Origin of the sequence: Butyrivibrio sp. NATIVEDY162, from assembly GCF_045999815.1 — a bacterium.
Lineage (GTDB): Bacteria > Bacillota > Clostridia > Lachnospirales > Lachnospiraceae > Butyrivibrio.
The window spans coordinates 1,633,295-1,658,723 of sequence record NZ_CP172573.1 but is presented as its reverse complement, the minus strand read 5'-3'; the positions used below and the strand labels follow the sequence as shown (position 1 = coordinate 1,658,723).

The following is a 25,429-nucleotide window of genomic DNA, read 5'->3' as shown; positions in this document are numbered from 1 at the left end:
AGTGATGAAGATAGAGACAGCATAAAAGTTCAATTTCAGTGATGAAGATAGAGACAGCATAAAAGTTCAATTTCAGTGATAAAGGTAGAGGCAGCATAAAGTCAAAACTATATGAAAAAGAAACAGCAAAAAGTACAGTTTCAGCGATGAAAAATGAAGCATCGTAAAGCCACAATTACGATGAAAACCGAAAAATATAAATGACAATTTCAGGAGGCAAATGTGGGGAATTTACGAAGAGAAGATCAAAAGCTGTATCTTGTAACTAACAGCGACGGCATGGAGGAACAGGTTTTCCTTAAAAAAATCGAAAATGCGATAAAGGGCGGAGTAACAATTGTCCAAATCCGTGAAAAAGAAAAGACCACAAGGCAGTACATTGAGCTTGCAACTAAAGTCCATGAAATAACCTTGAAACATGACGTTCCTCTTATTGTCGATGACAGGATTGATGTCGCAATGGCTGTTGGGGCAGAGGGCGTGCACCTTGGACAAAGTGATATGCCCATAAAAACAGCCCGCAAAATAGTTGGTGAAAAAATGATAATAGGGGCAACCTGCAAGACTGTTGCACAGGCAAAAGAAGCTTATGAGAGCGGAGCTGATTACATGGGAGTCGGAGCAATATATCCAACAACAACCAAGGTGAAAACTGTGCTTACATCCGTAGATACGTTAAAGGAAATATGCGCAGCTGTGCCTATCCCGGCTAATGCCATCGGCGGTCTGACTAAGGACAATCTTGGCATACTGACAGGTGCACCCATAGCCGGAATATGCGTCGTTACTGCAATCATGAAGGCGGATGACACGAAAAAGGCAGCTGAGGAACTTAGAAGTGCTTTTGACAGACTGGAGGCTATATGAGGCAAAAAGGCAGCTTATTCAAAGTGGCTTTGCACAGTACTTTGCAGACTGGAGGCTCTATGAGGCAAAAGGCAGCTTATTCAAAGCAGCTTTGCACAGTACTTTGCAGACTGGAGGCTCTATGAGGCAAAAGGCAGCTTATTCAAAGTGGCTTTGCACAGTATTTGACAGACTGGAGGTTTTATGAGGCAAAAAACAGTTCTTTCAATTGCCGGGAGTGACCCTTCGGGAGGAGCGGGAATTCAGGCGGATTTAAAGACCATGGAAGCTCACGACGTATATGGCATGAGTGTGATCACAGCCCTTACTGCACAGAACACTATGAAAGTCACAGGAATTTTTCCTGTTCCTTCTGACTTTATAAGAAAACAACTTGATTCGGTTTGCGAAGATATTTTGCCGGATGCTGTTAAAATCGGGATGCTTCCGGACAAAGCATCTATGGAGGCAGTGGTTTCTGCAATAGATAAATATAGGCTAAGCAACATCGTATTAGATCCGGTTTTAAGCTCTACCTCCGGCACGGATTTTTCAGGAAAACAAGCCATCGAATACATGAAGGATAATCTGTTTTCAAGATGCACGGTGATAACTCCAAATATTCCTGAAGCGGAGATTTTATCAGGAAATAAAATAGGTTCGAAGGAGGATATGCTTAGCACAGCTAAATGCCTCTCAGAGAAATACGGATGTAGTGTTCTATTAAAAGGTGGCCACAGTAGCTTCGAGAATGCAGGAACTTCCTCTGACCTGCTCTTTTTCCGAGCCGGGCAAAAATCTGAATTCCGTATGGCCAGTTATCCAGATGATACAGAATTAAAAACTGAATTCGGCAAGGACTGTTATCCAGATGATACAGAAGTAAAAACTGGATTTCAGAAGGACTATTATCCAGATGATACAGAAGTAAAAACAGAATTCGGTAAGGACTGTAATCCAGATGATATGGGATCAAAAATAGAATTCGGTAAGGACTGTAATCCAGATGATACGGGATCAAAAACTGAATTTCGGAAGGACTATTATCCAGATGATACAGAAGTAAAAACAGAATTCAGAAAAGGTCTTCATCCTTGTGATAAAGAATCTGATTTTTCGAAAGATTATGCCTTTGATGATGTAGAACAAATAACTTCAGACTATATATGGCTAGTAGGAGAGCGCGTAGAAAACCCCAATACTCACGGAACGGGCTGCACTCTTTCAAGTGCTATAGCTTGCGGCCTGGCAAAAGGGCTCAGCCTTGAAAATGCTGTCATAGAGGCAAAGACATATATTGGGAGATGCATAAATGCCGGTCTGGAAATAGGGCATGGAAGAGGCCCGCTATTTCATAGGGTAGGAACATGATTTCATAATGACAGGGCCTAAAGGTACATTTTGTTTCTGGTTCCGGTTTTTTGTCTGTTCGTAATAGGAAGATAATTCTTCTCGATAAGGAAAAAATACTTTTAGTTCTTGGAATCCTTTCATAAAGAGTCAATAGTAGGATAGTTGATTCATCTATATCATGAAAAAAAGAAATTTGGGATGAATGTGTTTGCGTAATAACGTGCGAGTAATAACGTAATAATAGAGGAAAATGAGCGAATTCATCCAATTTGGAAATAAAATCAAGATAGGATGAACTAAAAGACAAAATATCATGAAGAAAAATTCTAAATAACGACATGATTCATCCAAAAGGCATAAATAGCGAAAATGGATGAAAAATAAGACTTAATGTAGATAAAATGCAATCGAAATAGCGACATGTTTCATCCATATTTGTTGAAATGATCAAAAAAGATGAAATGCAAACGAGATAACAATAAAAATAGCACTATATTACAATTTTAATTCATACTAATAGCCTTTTATTTTCAAATAGGATGATCAGACACGAAAATAGGACAAAAAAGCAAGCACAAGTGAGGTTCAGGCAAGAACAATTCAAAAATAAGAGCATAAAAATGAAAAGCAATTAGTACAGAGCAGAAATACTACGAAACAGAAAGAAAAATCAGACAAAAAATAAGTAAACAAAACACACCATCAAAAGCAAGTAAACAAGAGTAAACAAAACACACCATCAAAAACCGACAAAAAACAAGAAAACAAAACACACCATCAAAAACCGACAAAAAACAAGAAACAAAACCACCACCAAAAGGAGACAAAAATGAAGAATTACACAACACAAATGGAAGCAGCAAGAAAAGGAATAATAACTCCCGAGATGGAGAAAGTAGCAAAAGATGAATATAGAACCCCGGAAGAAATCAGAGAACTTGTGGCAAAAGGACAGGTTGCAATCTGCGCTAACAAGAATCACAAATCTCTTGAGCCAAAAGGGGTTGGATCTATGCTTCGCACCAAAATAAATGTAAACCTTGGCGTGTCCAGAGACTGCAAGGATTACGATATCGAGATGGAAAAAGTGATGGCGGCAGTCAATATGGGAACGGATGCGATAATGGACCTCTCATCCCATGGCAATACTCAGCCTTTCAGAAAAAAGCTTGTGGAAGAGTGTCCTGTAATGCTGGGAACAGTTCCTGTCTATGACAGTGTTATCCACTATCAGAGGGACTTATCTGAGCTCACAGCCAAAGATTTTATAGATGTAGTAAGGCTTCACGCTGAAGATGGAGTTGACTTTGTTACGCTTCATTGTGGAATCACTAGAAAAACAATCGACCAAATAAAAAAGCACAAGAGAAAAATGAACATCGTATCCCGAGGCGGATCCCTTGTTTTTGCATGGATGAGCATGACAGGAGAGGAAAATCCTTTCTATGAATATTATGATGAAATACTTGATATCTGCAGGGAATATGATGTGACAATATCACTTGGTGATGCCTGCAGACCGGGATGTCTCGCAGATGCAAGCGATGTATGTCAGATTGAAGAACTCGTCAGACTTGGGGAGCTTACGAAAAGAGCATGGGAGAAGGACGTTCAGGTAATGATTGAAGGACCGGGCCATATGCCAATGGACCAGATTGAAGCCAATATGAAAATTCAGCAGACTATCTGCATGGGAGCGCCTTTTTATGTACTTGGACCTCTTGTCACAGACATTGCTCCCGGATATGATCACATAACTTCAGCTATCGGAGGAGCCATCGCAGGCGCAGCCGGTGCAGCTTTCCTGTGCTATGTTACTCCCGCAGAGCACCTTGCGCTTCCTAATGTAGAGGACGTTAAACAGGGCATCATCGCTTCAAGAATCGCAGCCCACGCCGCTGATATTGCCAAGAAGATACCTCATGCCATGGACATTGACAACAGTATGGCTGACGCACGAAAAGAGTTTGATTGGGAAAAACAGTGGGAATGTGCAATAGACCCTGAAACTGCAAAATCTATCAGAGCTGACAGAGCACCTGAGTTTGATGATACTTGCTCCATGTGTGGCAAGTTCTGCGCTGTGCGTAGCATGAACAAAGCCCTGGCAGGAGAACATATCGACATCCTTGGATGATTGGAACAGTAACTTGTGACTTGTTTTTTAGATAAAATGAACTTTTCGTTGCTTTTACTATGGAAGGTATCGTAAGATATAAAGTGCTTGAAAACAGGCAAAATCAGCAATCCATATGGATGATCGGACTGGAGAATTTTACAGATCATCACATGCGTAGATTCGCTGTTATTTTGCGGAGGGAAAACTACAAAAAAGGAGAATTGGGGAAGAATGAAGAAAAAAATCAAGCTTTTATCTCTTATGCTGTCTGCAATTCTGACAGCTACAGCATTTCATGCAACAGATAGTTCAGTTGAAACGGTAAGTGCCAAGGGAGAAAATTATCTGGATCCCATCATGGTTAATGTTGGACCGACACCTCAAAAGATTACAAGCACAGGTAACGAAGAGAATTGGTATGCGTTTGACATACCAGAGGATGGTGACTTAAAAATCACAATCACAGGAGATCAAATTCATATTAGAAAGTTTTTAGCGACAAGTAAGTCAATTCTTTTAGATAAATATGTTTATAAAAACGAACCGTATGTTTCGCATTTTACTGCAACCTCGGGAAGATATTATCTGAATATTTCTTGCTACTCAGATAGTTTTAATCTGACTGTAGATTTTAAGGGCTATGGTTTTAAGGATGAGTTTGATGATGTTTATGAAAATCCTAAGAGCTATGCCCCCGGCACAGAAGCGATTGGAGCTGTATCATATGCTGATGAATATGACTGGTACAAGTTTGAAATCCCTGAAAATGGTAAGTATAAAATAAGCTATATTGCTAATACCGGTTCATATCATTTTGGCATTCTGGACTCAGATCTGAGGAATGTTTGGAGTCATGATTTTGTCAGTGATAATGAATTAAAAACAAGTACCATATATTTTGCGGCCGGAACTTATTACATTAAGATTGAAGGAAGATCATGTTCAAAATACAAATTCAACATCTCAAAGCTCGGCATAACGCCTACTTCTCTCAAAAAAGTGAAGTCCAATAAAAAAGGTATTGCTGAGATCAAGTTTAAGCGAGTGGAAGATGTTGATGGCTACCAGATACGAGTTGCTCTTGACAAGAAATTTACCAAGAAGGTGAAAGTAAGAACCTTTGATGTAAGCAGATACTACACTTCAAAATCACTAGTTGCCGTGATCAAGAAGTTAAAACGTCACAAGAACTATTATGTTCAGATAAGATCTTATGAAAAGTATGATAATGATACATATTATTTTTCTGACTGGTCCAAGACCAAGAAGGTTAAGATAAAATAAGGCAGGCTTTGAAATACTAAAAGATAAGAGCTTAAATAAACCAAGCATGGGAATACTAAATGCGTAAAGAACTTTGATAGACCATGCACAGAAATACAATAAAAGCAAAATTGAGCATAACACTTTAATGAAATGAAGTATCAGAAAGCCGCACAGCAGATTTCATTTGGATTTGCTGTGCGGTTTTTACTATAAAAAACGCAGCATATCTGTTATAATTCAGATTGGTGTTTTGTTTTTTTACTGCGATTACCAGATACGCTTTCATCTAAAGCTGAAAGCTGGTCCGGTACGGTTTCTGTTTATTTCTGAAAAAACAATAGCCTATGACTTCTTGCGGGCAAAAGCGGAAATCGCCTGCAAGAATCCTGCTTAGCAGGATACGTTCTTCGCTATGCGAGGAACTAGTCCAATACGATTCATGTTTTTCTGATGAAAAACAATAATCTTTATTTTTATGGTCAAGGAGTAGAGAAAAATGGCACATAAATTCAGTTTTTACAACACTCTTTCAAGAACAGTAGAAGAGTTTATACCTAATGAAGAGGGCAAGGTCTCCATGTACACCTGCGGACCTACCGTTTATCACTTTGCACATATAGGAAATATCCGCACATATATCATGCAGGATGCGCTTATCAAGGCGCTTGAATATTGCGGCTACGATGTAAAGCGTGTAATGAACATAACCGATGTCGGCCACCTTTCATCAGATGCCGACACAGGTGAAGATAAGATGCTTGCAGGCGCTAAGCGCGAGCACAAGACAGTTATGGAGATTGCAGATTTTTATACAAAGGCATTCTTCAAGGACTTCGATTCTGTGGGCAACAAGCGCCCTGATGTTATCGAACCTGCTACAAACTGCATTCCTGAATTCATCCACATGGTTGAGACTCTTCTGGAAAAAGGATATGCGTATGTTGCCGGTGGAAACGTCTACTTTGATACCAGTAAGTTAGAAGATTACTATGTATTTTCATCTGCTATTGAGAAGGAACAGCTCGCAGTTGGCGTTCGCGACGATGTAGAAGAGGATACTGCAAAGAAGAACAAGACAGATTTCGTGCTGTGGTTTACCAAATCAAAGTTTGAGGATCAGGCGCTTAAGTGGGACAGCCCCTGGGGCGTTGGCTATCCCGGATGGCACATCGAGTGCTCATGCATTTCCATGAAGCATCTTGGCGAGTACATCGACATTCACTGCGGCGGTGTTGATAACATTTTCCCTCATCATACCAATGAGATCGCACAGTCTGAGAGCTATCTCGGCCACAGATGGTGCAAATACTGGTTCCATTCAAATCATTTAAATGACAGAGCAGGCAAGATGAGTAAGTCCAAGGGAGCAGTGCTCACAGTTTCTGTTCTTCAGGAAAAGGGCTATGATCCGCTTGTTTACAGATTCTTCTGCCTTCAGTCACATTACAGAAAGCCTTTGGAGTTCTCTTTTGATGTGCTTGATAACACAGTGACAGCCTATAATAACCTTGTAAAGAAGGTTGAGGCGCTCATTAACTCTGATGAAGAGATCAAAGCGGCAGCCGAGAAGTTTAAGGCAGCAGCTGAAAAATCTGCTAAGGAAGCTGGTGAAAATAATGAGAACAATAGCTGTGATGAGAATATGACAGCCTTCCTTGAGGCGGTAAGAAGCAGCAAGTCAATTGATGCTGCTGTTAAGAAGGATTTTGAGGACAAATTTGCGGATGCTATTTCAAATGATCTTAATACTTCAATGGCTATAACCCTTCTATATGATGTGTTAAAGGCTGATGCAAATGCTGCAACCAAGCTTGCTGTTGTTGACAGCTTTGATAAGGTACTTTCTCTTGACCTTATAGGCCACGCACTTGCAGATGATTCTGCTGATATTGATCCTGAGCTTGAGGCTTATATCAAGGATGCTATCGAAAGAAGAACAGCAGCCAAGAAGGCAAAGGACTTTGCAACTGCTGACGCTATCCGTGATGAGCTGCTTGCTAAAGGCGTAGAAATCAAAGATACCCGCGAAGGCGTTAAGTGGACCTTAGTATAAACGATATTGATTTATATTTAGTGTAAAATTATTGATATATAGAGAAAATAAAAAGTAGTCGGCCTCCAAAGTTAGCTGTTTAGAGCTAATTTTTGGAGGCCGCTTTTTGTGGAGAGAGGTGGTTTTTGATGGATGGGCATCTAAATATTCAGTTTCAATCAATAAGGCAAAAATTGGTAATGTTTCCATTTCAAAAGTTAAAGCCGCTAGGAAAAAGAAGGTTAATGTAACATTCACCACTGCAAATGGTGTAGTAGGTTATCAGATCAGATACTCAACAGATAAGAATTTCGAGAAGAATGTAAAAATAAAAACTTTCAACCTCAACAAGGCAAAGATAGTAAATGGCAACAAGAGAGCTTATACAATCTCAAAGCTCAAGAAAAATAAAAAGTACTATTTCCAAATCAGAGCATATGTAGATAGGGATAATTCCAGATATTACTCTGACTGGTCAAAGGCAAAGAAGGTTAAGGTAAAGTAATTTCTTCGTATGACATCTTGAATGCAAATCGGAAAATGCGTTCAGGAATCCAGAGTTTTGTGATATTAAAAAACAGGCATCGGTACAAACATCACGATGCCTGCTTTTTTTAACCTGGTTCTTATGACATCTTTTTATACATATAGTTACCCAGCATCTGTATCGCCTGAACAAATGCAATCAGAATAATCGAGCATACTATAAGGTAATCAGTCTTGTACTGCTGATAACCGTAACGGATTGCAATATCACCGATACCGCCGCCACCGACAGTACCTGCCATTGCGGAATAACCGATAAGAGAGATTACAAGAAGTATGATTCCGTTGAGCATGCGCGGGATGGATTCTTTTACGTAAACTCTCATGAGAATCTGAAAATTGGAAGCTCCAAATGATCTTGCGGCCTCAATTACTCCGGGATTCGTCTCGCGGAGAGCTGATTCAAAAACCCTTGCTATAAAAGGAATAGCTGAAATGGTAAGCGGAACAATTGAAGCAGTTGTTCCGATTGACTTGCCAACAACCATGCGGGTAAATGGAATCAGGATAACCAATAATATAATGAAGGGAAAGCTTCTGAAAACATTCACGATGAAGCTCAGAACTTCATACACTATCTTGTTAGGCTTCAATCCATCGGGCGCTGTAAGCGTCAATATGATCGCCGGAATAAATCCAAGTATTACTGAAAAAAGTGTGGACCAGAAAACCATATAAAGGGTCTGGTTAAAAGCTTTTAATATAATATCTGTCATTACTTAATAACCTCCCATGTGACATCATGCTTATCAAGAAAACTGCATACGCTGTCGAGATCGTCGGGATTAATATTGAGAACCAGACTGCCATATACATCTTCTCGGAAATCTTCCAGCTTGGCCCAGCAAATATTGAAATTCTTGTGCAATTCCTGGCTCATCATGGTGACGATAGGGCGCTGGTTACCTTCTCCATAGAAAAACAGCTTGATATTAAGACCTGTGGTAGGCAGTTTATCGCTTTCTTCACGAAGGAAATCACGGATCTCTCTTTCCTTTGGCCATACGAAGAGCTTCTCCGGCTGACCAACAGAAAGCACCTGACCATCACTTAAAAATGCAACCTTGTTACAAATCTGTTTTACAACTTCCATCTGATGAGTGACCACGATGATAGTGATTCCCATCTCCTTGTTGATTTTCTGCAAAAGAGCAAGAATCCCTTTAGTGATTTCGGGATCGAGCGCACTTGTAGCTTCATCACAAAGAAGGAACTCTGGATCAAGAACAAGAGCTCTTGCAATAGCAACTCGCTGTTTCTGTCCGCCGGATAGTTGCCTTGGCTTAGCATGAATTTTTTCCTCAAGACCTACAAGCCTGATCAGCCTCAGAATCTTCTCCTTTGCTTCGGGAGTGTTGGGATTCATGCCCCAGAACCTCATGGGAAGGGCGACATTTTGATATACATCCAGTCTCTCAAGCAGATTGAAACTCTGGAAAATCATACCCATACGCTTTTGCAGAAGACGAAGAGCCTTCTTGTCACGTATATTTACTTCCTGACCATCAACTGTGATAAGACCTGAATCGTAGGATTCAAGACCATTGATGCAACGAAGAAGAGTGGACTTTCCGGCGCCACTTTGACCGATGATACCGAAGATCTCGTGATCCTCGATTTCCATGGATACACCTTTCAGAACATCCGTGTTCTTGAAGGATTTCTTTACACTTTCAATTTTTATCATGTGAAAATAACCCCAAAACTTTCTTATTATAAATTGCAGTTAGCCGCTCCGGTTTAGAGCAGATACTCCGCTAACATGTACTATCGGAAAATATTCTGCGAATTAGACCAGTTATTTTGCGAACGATGTACTAGTGTAGCTGTTCTGCATTAACTCGAACATATGCATGCTATAATCTGAATCTACTGCATTGTCATCAGTCGTCGATGGACGCTCATCGACTCCTTCTTCCGCCTTGCAGATTACAAATCATAGTTAAGCAATATAGTCGAGAAATATAAAAAACAAATACACTAGAGTATTTTACACTAAAATAGTGTGCTTATCCACTCCTAGTGCTGCTATCATTTAATACCGAAAATTATAAAAGTAAAATCCACTCTCTTTTCTTAGAGTAGATTTTACTAATGCACAAGTGGGGTTAAATACCTCGGCTTTGTGCGAAGTATAAAATTGGTCTTCTGCAAGGCGAAGGAAGGATAAACTGTTCTTCTGCAAGGCGAAGGAAGGATAAATTGGTCTTTGCAAGGTAAAGGAATGAGCCGTACCGGGCGATAGGGCGATTGTTGACGAGTGATTTGTGTGGATTTTTTGGATTGAATAATGAAAATGGATTTTGGGGTTTTGAATAATGAAAATATATTTTGGGTTTTTGAATAATGAAGATGATTTTATTTGATTTTGAATACCTAAAATTGATTATTGTGTGAAAAAAATTTTTTTGCAGGAGGGTGCTTCTAGAAACTGTGAAATATAAACTTAATAATATTAAAAATATGTAATAATATGTAATGGCTTTGATGTTTTTTTCTTTTGGAAGATGTTTTGCAAAAAAGGACTAGGGGAGAATGGATATAATTCATCCAAAGAAGGAATAATATGGAAAAAGGATGAACAGAAGAAGCTTACAGTTCATCCAAATAAACAAATCCCAGAAAAAGGTATGAAAAAGGAAAGGAGAGAATTCATCCCAAAAAAGAATAGTTCGCGAAAAGGATGAAAACCAGCAGCAACTCGGCTCCCGCGAAGGGACGATAATTCATCCAAAGAAGGAATAATATGAGAAAAGGATGAACAGAAGAAGTTTACAGCTCATCCAAATAAACAAATCCCAGAAAAAGGTATGAAAAAGGAAAGAAGAGAAATCATCCCAAAAAAGAATAGTTCGCGAAAAGGATGAAAACCAGCAGCAACTCGGCTCCCGCGAAGGGACGATAATGAAAACCAGAAGCTACGCAGCTCCCGCAAATGGACGATAATTCATCCAAAGAAGGAATAATATGGAAAAAGGATGAACAGAAGAAGCTTACAGTTCATCCAAATAATCAAATCCCAGAAAAAGGTATGAAAAAGGAAAGAAGAGAATTCATCCAAAAAAAGAATAGTTCGCGAAAAGGATGAAAACTAGAAGCAACTTGGCTCCCGCGAAGGGACGATAATGAAAACCAGAAGCTACGCAGCTCCCGCAAATGGACGATAATTCATCCAAAGAAGGAATAATATGGAAAAAGGATGAACAGAAGAAGCTTACAGTTCATCCAAATAATCAAATCCCAGAAAAAGGTATGAAAAAGGAAAGAAGAGAATTCATCCCAAAAAAGAATAGTTCGCGAAAAGGATGAAAACTAGCAGCAACGCAGTTCCCGCGAAGGGACGATAATTCATCCAAAGAAGGAATAATATGAGAAAAGGATGAACAGAAGAAGCTTACAGTTCATCCAAATAAACAAATCCCAGAAAAAGGTATGAAAAAAGAAAGGAGAGAATTCATCCCAAAAAAGAATAGTTCGCGAAAAGGATGAAAACCAGCAGCAACTTGGCTCCCGCGAAGGGAGAATAATGAAAACCAGAAGCTACGCAGCTCCCGCGAAGGGAGAATAATGAAAACCAGAAGCTACGCAGCTCCCGCGAAGGGACGATAATTCATCCAAAGAAGGAATAATATGGAAAAAGGATGAACAGAAGAAGCTTACAGTTCATCCAAATAAACAAATCCCAGAAAAAGGTATGAAAAAGGAAAGGAGAGAATTCATCCCAAAAAAGAATAGTTCGCGAAAAGGATGAAAACTAGCAGCAACGCAGTTCCCGCGAAGGGACGATAATTCATCTAAAGAAGGAATAATATGAGAAAAGGATGAACAGAAGAAGCTTACAGTTCATCCAAATAAACAAATCCCAGAAAAAGGTATGAAAAAGGAAAGAAGAGAATTCATCCCAAAAAAGAATAGTTCGCGAAAAGGATGAAAACCAGCAGTAACGCAGTTCCCCGCAAAGCGAGCAGGGCCCATTATTAAGCTTTAAGGAGCGCAATCCTGAGCTTCATGGGCTCCCTGATTATGAATAGGAAGAATAGCACAACGGCAAAACTGTCTGATATTTCATTTTCACTATAAGTAAGGAGGAACAAAAGGCAAAATATAACAGTGATGGCGGCATTTATCCAAAACCACCTTTTGGAGGTTCCAATTCCCGAAACGAAAGAGCCTGCATAATAGTAGAAAACCAGCGCATTCAGCACAAACTCTACTATGGATATACTGATAAAGAATATATAGGAAGGCTCTATATAAGTAGCGGGGAAAGGTATTGTGAAAACTATATTTACCAAAAAATCAACCAGGAGTACCACTGACAAAATTGAGAGTATGTTTCTGCATTTGGCTACACCGGTATCATACTCCTTGGGGAAATTGGGATGTTCTTCTGAGTGCTCCATATGCCCCTCTGAGCGATTCTCATACTCCTTGAAGTGATCCGCATGCCCCTCTGAGCGATTCTCATACTCCTTGAAGTGATCCGCATGCTCTTCTGAGAGATTCTCATGCTTCTCGAAGAGATCCGCATGCCCCTCTGAGCGATTCTCATGCTTCTCAAAGTGATCCGCATGCTCTTCTGGGAGATTCTCATGTTTCTCGAAGTGATCCGCAAACTCTTCTGGGAGATTCTCATGCTCCCCTAAATCATTCCCGATCTTATTTCTGTGCCCCAAATGCCATACCATATATAAGCATAGCAGAAACTTCATAGGAGTAAGAGCATACAAGAAGATACTTACAAGCCCCTGCCTGTAGGGCACTATCACTTCAACAAGGAAAAGTGCAGTCATCAACAGCCCATAAAACAAAATATTCAAATCTCTTTTATTTTTCATTACTCCGTCCTCTATCGAAATATTCCCTTTTTTCATTACTCCGTCCTCTATCGAAATATTCCTTTTTTATTACTCAGTCCTCTATTGTCACATTTCCTTTGCTGTCAACATATCCGACATGGTGCTCATCATAGAATTTATAGCCGTCACCATAATACTCCATAGACTCGCAGTTTGGCTCGACAATGAAGTCTCCATCGGCGTTTATTAAGCCATAACCTTGATATTCCCTGGAATAAATCCCGCAGTAGACAATAGCAAAACCATTATCATCAAACATCTTAACATCCCCGAAAATAGCAGGAATAACGATTTCTCCATCGAGATTCATGTACCCGAACTGATTATCAGAGTAGAAACTTGCCAGCCCGTTAGCTGCATAATTGCCGATATATAGAGTGTGGTTTGTGGCTTGAAGATGATCACTATCCTGCAAAATTTGTGGAATATCAAAAACACCATTGGAGAAAAAATCACCTTTTAGAAGATGTCCCTTTAGACGGTTTCCTAGTGCAAAGAAGGCGAATTTTCGGGGGTTATCCAGAAAACGATCATCGCCTAAGGCTGCGATATGATCTACAATGATGTTGCCATCGGGATCGACCAGGTGACCTTCATAATCCCACGCAAGTTCATCATAGCCAAAATGCAGATAATCTCTATATTTAGGCTCGCCTACTTCTCCGGTTTTGATGTTAATAAGTCCGCACTTTTCCCGGTAAAAAGGCGACCACTTAGGCCATCTGTTACTGATTTTGTATTCAAGAATATTTTCAGGGAAAAAAAGACTGCTTTCTACTTCTTTAAATCCCTGATCGACTATTTTATTTCCGTGCCTATCAAGCGCATACTGATCACCATACTCATAACCTGAGCAATAAGTGGTTACACCTATACCCATGGCAGCTATAATACAAGCTGCAGCTATCAATAATTTCCTGTTCAAAAACATAAACCACCTGCTTTCCTAGTCCAAAACAAAAATCACCTGTTTTCTGAGATTCAAAACAAAAACTACCTGCTTTCTGAGTCCAAAACAAAAATCACCTGTTTTCTGAGATTCAAAACAAAAACTACCTGCTTTCTGAGTTTAAAACAAAAATCACCTGTTTCCTGAGATTCAAAACAAAAACTACCTGCTTTCTGAGTTTAAAACAAAAATCACCTGTTTTCTGAGATTCAAAACAAAAACTACCTGCTTTCCTAGTTCAAAACAAAAACCACCTGTTTTCTGAGATTCAAAACAAAAACTACCTGCTTTCTGAGTTTAAAACAAAAATCACCTGTTTTCTGAGATTCAAAACAAAAACCACCTGTTTTCTGAGTTCAAAACAAAAACCACATGCTTTCCGCATTCAAAAATAGAAATTAAGTGTCATCTCTTCAAATCTATACCCTGTTCTCTATTTCACAACCGTTGAAAATTCTAGCACCCTTCTATATATATAAACAACCCAAACCTGCCAAATGTTGCATATGGTTTTATTTTTTTCGCGACCGATAACTTTTTCTTATGCGAAAAACCGTCTTTTTAATTTGCGATTACATGAAAAGTGGTATATCATAACACATATTGAAAATGCCTTTTAGAGATAACGCTTCATAAAGCAGTATTGCAAATCATTTAAAAACGGCAAGCACAAAAAGCGGCAATCTCTAAACGGGTCAGTATTCAGAGGAGGATAAAAGTTATGAAAAAGAAAGCAATAACAAGCATTATACTTTCAACAGTTCTTACATTCGGTGCACTTACAGGATGCGGAGCAAACGGTAGCGCTGATTCAGCTAACGGCACTTCAACGGAGACTGCAGCAACAGAAGATGCAAACAGCGCTGAAACAACAGAAGATGCAGCAGATAGCGCAGAGGCTGATAATTCAGCAGAGGCAGACAGCGCTGAAACAACAGAAGATGCAGCAGATAGCACAGAGGCTGAGAATACAGAAGATGCTGACAGCACAGATGCAACAGCTACAGAAGACGGCGCAGAGATAGTTGCTCCTGCTGATGGAGATAACAAGATAACTGTCGGCGCTACACCTGTTCCTCATGCAGAGATCCTTGATAACATCGTTAAGGATGTTCTTGCAAAGAACGGATGGGAACTTGAGACAGTAGTATTTAACGACTACGTACTTCCCAACACATCACTTGAAGAAGGTGAGCTTGATGCCAACTACTTCCAGACACTTGGATATATGAACCAGCAGAATGAGGACGCAGGTCTGCACCTTACAGCAGCTGCAGGTGTACACATCGAGCCCATGGGTATCTATTCTGAGAAGTACACATCACTTGATGAGATTCCGGACGGCGCTTCAATCGGTATCCCCAATGATCCCGACAACGCTGAGAGAGGAATTGACCTCCTTGTTCAGAAGGGACTTCTTGCTTCCAAGGGTGACTATGGTACAGACGCAAACTACACAGAGGATTCACTTACAAAGGACACAGAGGCTAATCCTCATGGATATGTGATCACACCTCTTGAAGCTGCTTCACTTCCTTTATCACTTCCTGATCTTGATGCAGCAACCATAAACGGTAACTATGCGCTTGAAGCTAAGCTTCCTGAAACACATCCTGCACTTGATATCGAAGAGTTTGACGATGAGACCACACTTAAGAGAACAAACTTCCTTGTAGTTAAGGATGGTACTCAGGATTCAGACAAGATCAAGGCTCTTGTGAATGCACTTCAGTCTGATGAAGTTAAGGCTTACATTGAGGAGACCTACAAGGGAGCTGTTATTCCATCATTCACAGATGCTCAGTAATGAAAATCGAATGAAAACTTTTTAAAACAGCAATTTGACAAAAAGCTGTGGAAAATGAGAAAAATCATTTTTCACAGCTTCTTTTTATGTTAACTGATAGTTTATAAAAAGATTATCTTTTCGTCGATTTATATATGTTAAGATGATAAGTAGAGAAAGTGCCCATGGTATTATGATTCTGTGCCTGGCATATGTGGGGTTATTACTATGAGTATGAGTATGACCAAGAAAATTTTCATATTGGCAGCAGGACTGTTTTATCTACTGACTGCGGTATTTACAATATTGGATAACAAAATTGGACTCGAATTTTGCGCACCGGTAACTACAACGCTGGTGATTATTATTTTGGTGTCTGAGCTTAAATATCTTGGCCCGCATAAATTCTCTACAGCCTGCATGGCATTGGGCTTCATGGCGATTGACGTCTATTACATTTTCAGATTTATTGATCACCATGTTATTAGTCTTGCACCATATTCGAAGATCATTGAAACTATCTATATTACTCCCAGCCTGTTTTTTGCCATTAATGAAACAACCTTTCTTATATATAAGTTGAAGGATAAAAAACGTGATATGGCACATCTTTTGTCCAACAGCTTTGTTGTGTCAATTATCGGTTTCATGTTTTTGCATAAGATTCTTACCAGTACAGGTATCTCTAATCATAGGCTGGAGGAAGCCATTTATCATACTCTGTTTTTTGCGGCTTTCTATGTTATTATGATGAGTTTTCAGACCTTTTACCTGATTGGACCTGAGAATATTCGAAAAGGGACATTGCTTACTACGATGGCTATGTTCACATACGAGATAATGGATATTCAATACATTTTCGCCAAAACTATTGGCGGATCTCCGGATGACTATTATCTTGATCTGATCTACATGGCATTGATCATAATAATGACAATGGGCATAGTCATACAGGTACACAGAAAATACTATTTTGAATTCAGAAGCTGGTCATATGATTCAAAATCTACGAGAATGCGTTTCCTACTTGCGCTCATATGTACAATAGTTGCGACAATAATGTTTGTTACAGGGTACATGACAGGTACTGAAGTGACTTATACTGTCATAGTTATTATGGCTTACATGATAATGACATATATTCAGAGATCAGATAGCCTTGTGGATGAGCTTCTTGAGCATGAAAAGAGGCAGAACGCACTTCTTGAGGAAAAAGTTCAGGAGCAGACCAAGGATTTAGTTGAAACAAATAAAAAACTCGAGCTTTTATCGTCAACTGATATGCTGACGGGGTTGTACAACAGATGGTACGCTGGAAAATATATGGCCGAGCTTCAGGAAAAGACTCATGAATCCGGCAGAAGATATGCATTTTTTGTAATTGATTTAAATAACTTCAAACCTGTTAATGATACCTATGGTCATGAGATGGGAGATAAGGTACTGGAGGAATTTGGCAATAGGATGAGGGAGCTTCCGGATGAATATGTGAGCTTCAGGATTGGCGGAGATGAATTCCTTATTATCAAGAGATTGCAGGAAGACACTCACTACCTTGATTCTGCTGCAGAGAAGATCAGGAAACTTTTCATTACTCCTGTAAAATATGATGATTATGTATTCAATCTCTCTGCCAGTATTGGTATTTCTGTATATCCGCAGGATTCTTCCGTTATGGAGGAACTCCTTCAATATGCGGACGCAGCCATGTATTATGTGAAAAATAGTGGGAATAAGGATGGCTATAAGTTTTTCAATTCCAACCTGATTCAGATTATTTCCATGAGAGCTGCTATAGAGAAAAGGCTTCGCATCGCAAAGCCCGAGAGAGACTTTGTCCTGTATTATCAACCGCAGATAAATGTTGAAACAGGCAAAATAGTTGGAGCAGAGGTGTTTGTTCATTTTAAAGGGGAACTTGAAGAAGTATCCCCGAAGGAAATAATCTCGGCTGCAGAAGAAAGCGGAATCATGGGCGAATTGGGAGTTTGGATTATAAAAACCGCAGTGCGCCAAATGGCAGAGTGGAATGTTAAGTACCAGAAAACCATTTCAATCACAATTAACATGTCACCTCTTCAGCTTATAAATACTGACTTTGAAATTGCCCTGAGCAAAGTAACAAAAGAACAGGATTTTCTGCCTTCCATGGTCACATTGGATGTTACAAATGCAGTAATTATGGGCGCTTCAAGCTCTGCTAAAAACGCTATGATAAAACTGCATGAAGAAGGATACCTTTTATCGCTTAATGATTTTGGAGGCGGCGATATAAATCTGTCCTTTGTTCAGGATTGCGGCTTTAACGGCATTAAATTGTCAAAGTCACTTATTTCGAAGTCTGTAAACGATACCGGAACCAAGATTCTTGTGAAATCTATTTTGTCCTTTGCGGAAAACCTTGGCATTGCAGTAACAGCTGTGGGAATTGAGAATGAGGAAGAAGCTGAAAACATGAAGAATATGGGTGTAACTGAGCTTCAGGGATACTATTATGGAAAACCCGTAAGGGCAGAGGAATTCGAAAAAATACTGGGTTAAGTAAATTACGTTTAATTACATTTGTAACATAGATAGTTGCAATTATCTGAAAATCATGTATAATTGCATATGTTGAGGGGTTACAATCGAAGGATGATAATTAACTATTGGATATTCGCATGAGGGAGCTCGCGTTATTCAATATTAATGAGGGAATCATTTTGGGGCAAACATACAGTGATGTATGGACGCAAAGTTGTAAATCTTTCTATGTTATATGTAAAGATGGTTTGACTGCAGATAATGGTGGATTATTCCGCTTACTCTGCAGTCTTTTTTTATGCCATAGGAAATTGCTTTCCTATGTACTGTCTGATTAAAAACTTTTCTATTGCCCAAACTTCGATAGTTGAAAACTGTTTGTTGGAGGAGAGTCATGAGAAGAGTTTTGTGTCACATTGGGAAGTTTATCTTCCTGTCTTTTATGCTGCTGATGTTATCTTCAGCAGGTTCCATAACTGCGAAAGCAAGCATTGAGTATGACAAAGTGGCCGAATTGGAACTGATCAATAAGAAATTCACAGAGGTTGGTTACAATTTTAATGTACAAATGGATAGCAACTGTAAACATCTGAGCAATGCCAGGACCAGTAGCAAATCCCTCAAAGCTAAGATAGCTGATCATAATAAAAATTATGGCACTGGAAGTAATATGGAAACTATTCAATTATTTTCCAAAAAAAAGGGTACATATGAACTGTGTTTTGACATAGTTGATGACGATGGGAAATTCTTATCTACGGAATCAGCTACTGTGATAGTGTGCTCGACGAAGGACACTTTTAAAGGCTTCAAAAGCATAAAACTTGGTCGAAAAAACATTTTGAAGAAATGTATGAAGAATGCTTATACAAGACAAGTAGTATTTATTAATAAAGAAGCTCCTTTAACAGTAAAAATGAAAAAGGGATACAAATTATTGGGTATGAGCCTTTGGAGATCAGTTAAGACAGAAAGACAATTAAGAGATGGCGGAACTGCTTATGATCTTAGATATTTTTCAGAGGAATTTGAGAACGGAAGTATGCTTAGATTGTCAGAAGGCTATGGATTTTTTAGCTATAATATACAGTCTAGCTATAAGTCGGTGCAATATAATAACTCATTGTTTGCTTACACTTATGTATATTTAGACTATCTGGACAATAGAGGGATAAAAAGGACAAATTACATAGTGTTGGAATCAAGGACAAAATAGGTGTTGATATGAAATTTGAATATAAAAAAATATTGTACATAGTCGCTATTATTTTAGTTTTATGCGGGGGAAAGAAAATATCGCATGCGGAAACGCCCTACACGTATTTTCACAAAAAGGCAACAGTTGCTACTGGTGAAGTAGGATCAATAAGGCTTGGAGTTGGTAGCACCGAAGAAAGTATCTCTGATATCTGCAGTAACAGCAAAAAGTTTTGGGTGAAATTATTTAAAACAGAGACATATACAGCAAATGGTGGGAAATGGTATACCATTCAGTTTTGTTCACATAAACCCGGAATATATAAAATTAAGTATATTTATACCGGAGCTGATGGCAAGAGGGTAAAAAAAGCTGTAAAAGTTAATGTTACTGATGAATCACCGATTGAGTATGTGAAATTTAATGGCAAAAAACTTGATCATGAGTATGATAATATTTCAAAAAAAATAAAGGGCAAACTTGTTGTAAAGGCTACTAAAGGTTACAAAATCAAGAAAATAGAGCATAGATACTTTAAATATGACCCTTCTATATCTGACACTTCAGAAGAGAAGTCTGTGATAGTTAAGAATAATAAAAGACTTGTTCTTTCAGATGAGCCGTTTATCAGAAAATTCTATGGAAACAATTCCTGGATAGATTCTGCTTCTATGGAGACAAGAAATGAAATTGTGATTACATACAAAGATAAGTTTTCAAAACAGGAAATGACCAGATCTTACTATATATACACATGGAGTAATTGAGGAAATGAAGATGAAATATTTTAAGAATACAACTGCAATACTTATGGCATTGGCGCTGACTGTTACGGCATTACCTATAAACCACGCAAATGCGTCAGAGGATATAGCAGTATCAGATGGCAATGTTGAGACTGAAGAACAAACATCAGCAGAAGAAAATAAAGACGAAAATGTTAATGAGAATATAGATGAAAATGAAAAGGCAGAGGAAAAAATAGTTTTTAATAACGAGATGATTGATTCTTCTGAGAATCAGGATGAAGCCGGGGAGGTTAGTGATGGTAATACGAGTTCTGAAGAGAATACAGTGCCGGATAACGAAAATGTCATTTTACTTTTAGCACCGAGATTGTTGCAGAACAATGGACAACAACCTGCCATTGCACAGTATACTATCATAATTCATGATTCAGAAGGCAGTGATAGTACGTATCATTTTTCGCCTGACAGCCCGGATAATAATCCAAGCAACAGCCCGGACAATAACGCAAATGCTGTCAAAGTTGATTATATGGCATATCAGCATCATAAATATTCAATTGAAGTGATTTCGAATGATCAGGAAGATAAGAATAGTGTAACTATTAAAGGAAATAATGAAACTAGAACATCGGGTCTTTCTCAAAAAATAGAAGTGGATGATATGTTTATAAAAGGCAGGAATACAGTGGAGATTTCTGTCGGAAGTAACAGCCTTGTTCTGAATAAAATAGAATTGACAATCGACTATTATACAGACGACAAAGCCCCCGTTATAACCAATGTTGAGGCAGGTGAGAACTCTTTATCAAGTGACGGAGAGATATCCAATACGGGAGATGCAATTCTGGCAGACAAAGGTGTTAAGTTTTTATTTAAGCCTTCAGCATATGATCAGGAAGCTTGTAGTGCAAATTACGAATACAAGTCAGATTTAAGTGGAGAATACTATGTAACATATACTATGGGGGATTCAGAATCAGATAAAACCCCTATAAAGGCAGAGCCCTGTGCAGATGGAAATTATTGCTGCTATTTTCAGGAGGATGGGGAATATCACATAAATGGTATTTATACAACTGATAAAGTTGGGAAACAGAGTGAAAAATATTCTTTGAAAAAGGATATATATATTGATAGTCAGTGGACGCAAAGGTCTAATTATGAGCTGACAAACAACAATGGTTGGTCAATAAATTCTGAAGATTACAATAATAATTCTGTTCCTCATGACGGATGGTATTCTGCATCACTCTATGGAGATAACAATATTGATGTAATAATTACATATTACACTTATGGAGGGGTTCAAGCTCCTAAGCTTTTTAATAGTAACCAGGAAATAACAGATGTAAAAATCGAATCTAGAAATGTAAGCTTATTGGGCTTTGTAAAAGAAGTCAAGGCCGAGTTCTCTGTATCAACTAAGGATAGCCTGAATGAATTATATCAGTTTACATATAACTTTTTTGGAACTCTGACAAATACGATGATAATACCTGTAAAGGTTGACAATGAAAGTCCTAAAGGCAAGTTCCGGGTTTATTTTACTGCAAATGGCGAGAACTATGTAATAAAGTTAAATGATGCAGAGCAGGATGATAAAAACGTATCCTATCAGGTAGGCGTAGCCGAGGGTAAGGTTGTAACAAATGACGATACTTTGGTCCTTAATCTGGAACTGAGTGAGGTTGACGATGGAACCAATGGATCAGGGTTATCTAAAATGTATTACTCTTACGAGGTTGATGGACAGTCTGAGGATGAGACTCCTGTTGACTCAGAATTAAATGGTAAATTCACCGCTCAGATTCCGGTTAAATGTGATGAGAATCAGGAATCAACATACAAAATAAAGACAATCAAACTGGAGGATGCTGCTGGAAATACAGCAGAGTATCCTGTTGAAAAAGTGGAGAATACTTCAGTAGATAAAGTTGATTATGAGATTGATAAGAAAAAGCCGGTCATAGAATATGAGGATGAGAAAAGTGAAAACCTGAAAGAAAGTGATGGTACTTTATATTTCGACAGGAAGCTTTCAAGAGAACTCATAGTTACTGACAAGCATTTGGATGTGGAGAGTGTTAAAACAGTTTCTACAGGAGGATTAAAGCCCTCAATTGGCAAGGCTAAGAAAATAGAAGGCAGAGATGCGTATAGTTACAATTTGAAATTTGATTCAGATGGAAAATATGAATACTACATTGAATCAAAAGATATTGTTAATAATTTAGAGACCAAAGAAACTGCTAAGGTAGTCATAGATACGGAAGTACCTGATGTTTCAATACAATACTCATCCCCCTCCGGAAAAGTTGATTCCGCAAAGGGAGCAGAGTCTTATACAAACAAAGACGTTGATGTAGTGGTAACTGTTAAGGAAGCCAATATTACAGATGACGGACTAAACGTACAGATAAAAGGTACTGACCCTGATGGAAATGATAGGAGTATAACACTTACCAATGCGGACTTTAGCAGAAACGGAGATGTTTATACTGCTACATATCCGGTTTCTGTCGAAGGTACTTACACAGTGTCAGCTTCTGCAACTGATAAATGCGGACATAGTAAGAGCGAAGAAGCCGGTAAGTTCATACTTGATAAGACACCGCCCAAGGTTGTTACAGTTTCATTTGATAACAACAAGGCGTTCAACGAGTCTTACTATAATGCAGAAAGAGTAGCAACAGTTGTTATTAGGGACTACACCTTTGATGAAAATAAGGTTGATCTTGATATGACTGCATCAGGTAATACACCTCAGTTTGGAAACTGGTCAGGCGCAGGCAATGATTACACGTCAACAATCCGCTTCACAGAGGATGGAAAATATAAATTTAGAATATCCTGTGTTGATAAGGCAGGTAACGTTTCAGAGACATATGAATCTGAGGAGTTTTACATAGACAGGACAGAGCCTAAGATTAAGATCAGTTTTGATAATAACTCAGCTGTAAATACTATGTATTACAAGGATAAACGTACAGCAACAATTGAGATTGATGAGATGTCATTTGATGACAGTACAGTTTCAATAGTACCGCTTACAGATGGGCAGATTGATAATCTTCCGCAGATGACTTCTTTCTCAGGAGGAAACAAGACACATACAGCGAGTATCAGCTTTAATGAGGATGGCAGATACGGATTTAGTATCTCCTGTAAGGACCTTGCCGGAAACGAATCCGAAAAAGTGTCCTCTGAAGTATTCGTTATAGATACAACTGTTCCGAAGGTAACAATCAGCGGTGTTGCAGATAAATCAGCTAATAATGGAGTAGTTGCACCTGTTGTGACCTATGTGGATAAAAACGTTGATACACAGAAATCCAAGATTACCACAGTAGGTAAAAATAATGGAGATGTAACAGCATCTGCCACACTTACCAAAATAGCAGATGGATACAAGTCAGAGATGGCTGATTTCCCGCATGACAAGAAATATGATGATGTCTATGTGATCACAGCCAATGTATTTGATCTTGCAGGTAATGAAGCTGATGAAGAGATAATGTTCTCTGTCAATAGATTTGGATCTGTTTACTACATTGATGATGCTACTGCTGCAGCAATAGCCGACTACTACACCAACAAACCTCCGGTTGTGTCTATCACAGAGGTCAATATTGATGAACTTGAATGGAAAAATGTAAGCGTAGGCCGTGATGGTGATATCAGAGAGCTTAAGTCAGGAAGTGACTATACAGTTTCAAAAATGGAGAATGACAAGCTCTGGAAGTCCTTTACATATACAGTAAAGTCCAAAAACTTTAATAAGGACGGAAAATATTCAGTTGTTATTGCCTCCAAGGATGCAGCTACAAATGAGCAGGATAATGTAGTCAAGGATAAGGAAATCGAGTTTGCTGTCGATATGACAGAACCCGGAATAGCTGTTTCAGGACTTGAGAACGACGGAATCTATGAAGAGGAGACACATCTGATATCATTCAGTACTACAGATAACATGGGAGTAACCGGAGCTGCTATCTATGATGGAGGCAAGCTCTTGCATGAATATACAGGTGACCAGCTTGAGAAGGACGGATTTGCTGAGCAGGTTGAGCTTCTCTCAGATGATAAGAGCAGAGATATCAAGATAGTATCAACTGATGTAGCAGGTAATGAGAGTGTAGAGGAATTCGATAACATCATTATCGCTATGAATGCTGTTCAGGTGAAGGAAGAAGAGGAAGAGAAGCAGGCAGTTCTTGCAGCCAAGAGAGAAGAAACTACAGATGATGAACAGAAAAAGGCTCCGATTGATAGAAAGACCGGGGTACCTGTTCTTCCTATAGCAGGTGGATCCACAGCTGTGGTTGTTGGTGGATATGCAGCCTGGGAATTTTTGAAAAAGAAAAAGAAATTTAAGTAAAGGTAAGAAATGAATATTTTCACTTCGATTCAGACAGACACCGGGACGACTAAGGAGATAAATCAGGACTCATGTCTCCTTAAGGTAGCCCGAATGCAAGATGGCAGAAGAATAAGCCTTGCAGTAATTTGTGACGGCATGGGAGGGCTCTCATGTGGAGAGCTTGCCAGCACAGCTTTTATCAGAAGAATGGAAAAATGGTTCAATGAAGAGCTACCGGAAATACTCTCACAAAGAGCTGTTACAACTCAGCTTGACAGTTCGGAAGATGATGACCGTATATGGGCAGGAGTGCAGTATAGCTGGAGCTGCCTGGTAGCATCAATGAATAAAGAAATAGCTGAATATGGCAACAGAAACGGTATCATGCTTGGAACTACCAATATCTCTCAGTTGATCATAGAGGACAAATACATAGCCATGTGGATCGGTGATAGCAGGCTATACGAAACAAACGGGCAAAGTATAAGGCTCCTCACACATGATCATAGTTTGATCCAGCAGCAGATAGACAGAGGACAGCTTACTGAGGCTGATGCCAAGACAAGTAATCACAAAAGCGTTCTGCTGCAGTGTATCGGAGCTTCTGAGCAGGTCAGACCCGATTTTGTAATGGGACAGATAAATGATGATACATCCTATATTCTATGCTCTGACGGTTTGTGGAGAGAGCTGAGCGTCGAAGAACTTTTGATGTATTCAAGACAGAGTGAAAAACTGGATTATAACGCTGGAACAATGATAAACATAGTTAAGGGGCGTGGTGAGACCGACAATATTTCAGTTGTTCTAATTAATTGCAGAGTAGCGTAAATGGAGTTTTTA

18 protein-coding genes and 1 riboswitch are annotated in these 25,429 nt (G+C 39.0%); of the genes, 14 read left to right on the top strand and 4 right to left on the bottom strand.

What is annotated here, in order from left to right; all coding sequences use genetic code 11:
* The first annotated feature begins 222 nt into the window (after positions 1 to 222).
* The 6 genes from thiE (at position 223) to ACHCNF_RS06805 (ending at position 8,121) form a co-directional block, all read left to right on the top strand.
* Complete coding sequence (gene thiE, locus ACHCNF_RS06830; RefSeq protein WP_408072035.1) at positions 223 to 867, top strand: thiamine phosphate synthase; 645 nt, start codon at positions 223 to 225, stop codon at positions 865 to 867.
* 183 nt (positions 868 to 1,050) lie between these two features.
* Positions 1,051 to 2,217, top strand: a complete 1,167-nt coding sequence (gene thiD / locus ACHCNF_RS06825) for a bifunctional hydroxymethylpyrimidine kinase/phosphomethylpyrimidine kinase (RefSeq protein ID WP_408072034.1) — start codon at positions 1,051 to 1,053, stop codon at positions 2,215 to 2,217.
* A gap of 811 nt (positions 2,218 to 3,028) precedes the next feature.
* Complete coding sequence (thiC, locus tag ACHCNF_RS06820) at positions 3,029 to 4,336, top strand: phosphomethylpyrimidine synthase ThiC (protein WP_408072033.1); 1,308 nt, start codon at positions 3,029 to 3,031, stop codon at positions 4,334 to 4,336.
* Between the two features lie 213 nt (positions 4,337 to 4,549).
* Positions 4,550 to 5,602 (top strand): PPC domain-containing protein, encoded by a 1,053-nt coding sequence (locus ACHCNF_RS06815; protein WP_408072032.1) that lies wholly within the window; start codon positions 4,550 to 4,552, stop codon positions 5,600 to 5,602.
* A 478-nt stretch (positions 5,603 to 6,080) separates the two neighbouring features.
* Complete coding sequence (cysS, locus tag ACHCNF_RS06810; protein WP_408072031.1) at positions 6,081 to 7,637, top strand: cysteine--tRNA ligase; 1,557 nt, start codon at positions 6,081 to 6,083, stop codon at positions 7,635 to 7,637.
* A gap of 106 nt (positions 7,638 to 7,743) precedes the next feature.
* Positions 7,744 to 8,121 (top strand): fibronectin type III domain-containing protein, encoded by a 378-nt coding sequence (locus tag ACHCNF_RS06805; protein WP_408072030.1) that lies wholly within the window; start codon positions 7,744 to 7,746, stop codon positions 8,119 to 8,121.
* A gap of 121 nt (positions 8,122 to 8,242) precedes the next feature.
* Here ACHCNF_RS06805 and ACHCNF_RS06800 read toward each other — a convergent pair whose 3' ends face one another.
* A complete protein-coding gene (locus ACHCNF_RS06800) occupies positions 8,243 to 8,878 on the bottom strand; it encodes a methionine ABC transporter permease (RefSeq protein ID WP_408072029.1) in 636 nt (211 codons plus the stop codon).
* On the bottom strand, positions 8,878 to 9,849 hold the full coding sequence (locus ACHCNF_RS06795; protein WP_408072028.1) for a methionine ABC transporter ATP-binding protein: 972 nt from the start codon (positions 9,847 to 9,849) through the stop codon (positions 8,878 to 8,880). The genes ACHCNF_RS06800 and ACHCNF_RS06795 overlap by 1 nt, the downstream gene beginning before the upstream one ends.
* A gap of 1,248 nt (positions 9,850 to 11,097) precedes the next feature.
* Here ACHCNF_RS06795 and ACHCNF_RS06790 point away from each other — a divergent pair.
* Both ACHCNF_RS06790 and ACHCNF_RS06785 read left to right on the top strand, forming a co-directional pair.
* The gene (locus ACHCNF_RS06790; protein WP_408072027.1) at positions 11,098 to 11,250 is read left to right on the top strand and encodes a hypothetical protein; all 153 of its coding nucleotides are present in this window, start codon (positions 11,098 to 11,100) and stop codon (positions 11,248 to 11,250) included.
* Positions 11,251 to 11,318: 68 nt separating this feature from the next.
* On the top strand, positions 11,319 to 11,471 hold the full coding sequence (locus ACHCNF_RS06785) for a hypothetical protein (protein ID WP_408072026.1): 153 nt from the start codon (positions 11,319 to 11,321) through the stop codon (positions 11,469 to 11,471).
* 668 nt (positions 11,472 to 12,139) lie between these two features.
* Here the strand turns inward: ACHCNF_RS06785 and ACHCNF_RS06780 are convergent.
* On the bottom strand, positions 12,140 to 13,036 hold the full coding sequence (locus ACHCNF_RS06780; RefSeq protein ID WP_408072025.1) for a hypothetical protein: 897 nt from the start codon (positions 13,034 to 13,036) through the stop codon (positions 12,140 to 12,142).
* A 37-nt stretch (positions 13,037 to 13,073) separates the two neighbouring features.
* Complete coding sequence (locus ACHCNF_RS06775) at positions 13,074 to 13,946, bottom strand: WG repeat-containing protein (RefSeq protein ID WP_408072024.1); 873 nt, start codon at positions 13,944 to 13,946, stop codon at positions 13,074 to 13,076.
* Positions 13,947 to 14,691: 745 nt separating this feature from the next.
* On the opposite strand from ACHCNF_RS06775, the gene ACHCNF_RS06770 reads away from it, so the two are divergent.
* The 6 genes from ACHCNF_RS06770 to ACHCNF_RS06745 all read left to right on the top strand — a co-directional run bounded on the left by ACHCNF_RS06770 (position 14,692) and on the right by ACHCNF_RS06745 (position 25,417).
* On the top strand, positions 14,692 to 15,777 hold the full coding sequence (locus ACHCNF_RS06770; protein ID WP_408072023.1) for a MetQ/NlpA family ABC transporter substrate-binding protein: 1,086 nt from the start codon (positions 14,692 to 14,694) through the stop codon (positions 15,775 to 15,777).
* Positions 15,778 to 15,984: 207 nt separating this feature from the next.
* Positions 15,985 to 18,297: a putative bifunctional diguanylate cyclase/phosphodiesterase gene (locus tag ACHCNF_RS06765; RefSeq protein ID WP_408072022.1), complete on the top strand. Its 2,313-nt coding sequence runs from the start codon at positions 15,985 to 15,987 to the stop codon at positions 18,295 to 18,297.
* 155 nt (positions 18,298 to 18,452) lie between these two features.
* Positions 18,453 to 18,539: riboswitch (cyclic di-GMP riboswitch) on the top strand.
* 134 nt (positions 18,540 to 18,673) lie between these two features.
* Entirely contained in the window at positions 18,674 to 19,495 is an 822-nt protein-coding gene (locus ACHCNF_RS06760) for a hypothetical protein (protein WP_408072021.1), read from the top strand.
* An 8-nt stretch (positions 19,496 to 19,503) separates the two neighbouring features.
* Positions 19,504 to 20,244 (top strand): hypothetical protein, encoded by a 741-nt coding sequence (locus ACHCNF_RS06755; protein WP_408072020.1) that lies wholly within the window; start codon positions 19,504 to 19,506, stop codon positions 20,242 to 20,244.
* Between the two features lie 10 nt (positions 20,245 to 20,254).
* Complete coding sequence (locus tag ACHCNF_RS06750) at positions 20,255 to 24,604, top strand: Ig-like domain-containing protein (protein WP_408072019.1); 4,350 nt, start codon at positions 20,255 to 20,257, stop codon at positions 24,602 to 24,604.
* Between the two features lie 9 nt (positions 24,605 to 24,613).
* Positions 24,614 to 25,417 carry a PP2C family protein-serine/threonine phosphatase gene (locus tag ACHCNF_RS06745; RefSeq protein ID WP_408072018.1) on the top strand — a complete coding sequence of 268 codons (804 nt, stop codon included), beginning with the start codon at positions 24,614 to 24,616 and terminating at the stop codon, positions 25,415 to 25,417.
* Positions 25,418 to 25,429: the final 12 nt, after the last annotated feature.

Excerpts from the sequence above, each read along its gene's own strand:
- ACHCNF_RS06790 (WP_408072027.1), top strand. The coding sequence starts at position 11,098 with ATGGACGATAATTCATCCAAAGAAGGAATAATATGGAAAAAGGATGAA.
- ACHCNF_RS06780 (WP_408072025.1), bottom strand. The coding sequence starts at position 13,036 with ATGAAAAAAGGGAATATTTCGATAGAGGACGGAGTAATGAAAAATAAA.
- ACHCNF_RS06765 (WP_408072022.1), top strand. The coding sequence starts at position 15,985 with ATGAGTATGAGTATGACCAAGAAAATTTTCATATTGGCAGCAGGACTG.
- ACHCNF_RS06745 (WP_408072018.1), top strand. The coding sequence starts at position 24,614 with ATGAATATTTTCACTTCGATTCAGACAGACACCGGGACGACTAAGGAG.
- ACHCNF_RS06785 (WP_408072026.1), top strand. The coding sequence starts at position 11,319 with ATGGACGATAATTCATCCAAAGAAGGAATAATATGGAAAAAGGATGAA.
- ACHCNF_RS06760 (WP_408072021.1), top strand. The coding sequence starts at position 18,674 with ATGAGAAGAGTTTTGTGTCACATTGGGAAGTTTATCTTCCTGTCTTTT.
- thiC (WP_408072033.1), top strand. The coding sequence starts at position 3,029 with ATGAAGAATTACACAACACAAATGGAAGCAGCAAGAAAAGGAATAATA.
- thiD (WP_408072034.1), top strand. The coding sequence starts at position 1,051 with ATGAGGCAAAAAACAGTTCTTTCAATTGCCGGGAGTGACCCTTCGGGA.
- ACHCNF_RS06755 (WP_408072020.1), top strand. The coding sequence starts at position 19,504 with ATGAAATTTGAATATAAAAAAATATTGTACATAGTCGCTATTATTTTA.
- ACHCNF_RS06795 (WP_408072028.1), bottom strand. The coding sequence starts at position 9,849 with ATGATAAAAATTGAAAGTGTAAAGAAATCCTTCAAGAACACGGATGTT.
- ACHCNF_RS06800 (WP_408072029.1), bottom strand. The coding sequence starts at position 8,878 with ATGACAGATATTATATTAAAAGCTTTTAACCAGACCCTTTATATGGTT.
- ACHCNF_RS06750 (WP_408072019.1), top strand. The coding sequence starts at position 20,255 with ATGAAATATTTTAAGAATACAACTGCAATACTTATGGCATTGGCGCTG.
- ACHCNF_RS06815 (WP_408072032.1), top strand. The coding sequence starts at position 4,550 with ATGAAGAAAAAAATCAAGCTTTTATCTCTTATGCTGTCTGCAATTCTG.
- cysS (WP_408072031.1), top strand. The coding sequence starts at position 6,081 with ATGGCACATAAATTCAGTTTTTACAACACTCTTTCAAGAACAGTAGAA.
- ACHCNF_RS06770 (WP_408072023.1), top strand. The coding sequence starts at position 14,692 with ATGAAAAAGAAAGCAATAACAAGCATTATACTTTCAACAGTTCTTACA.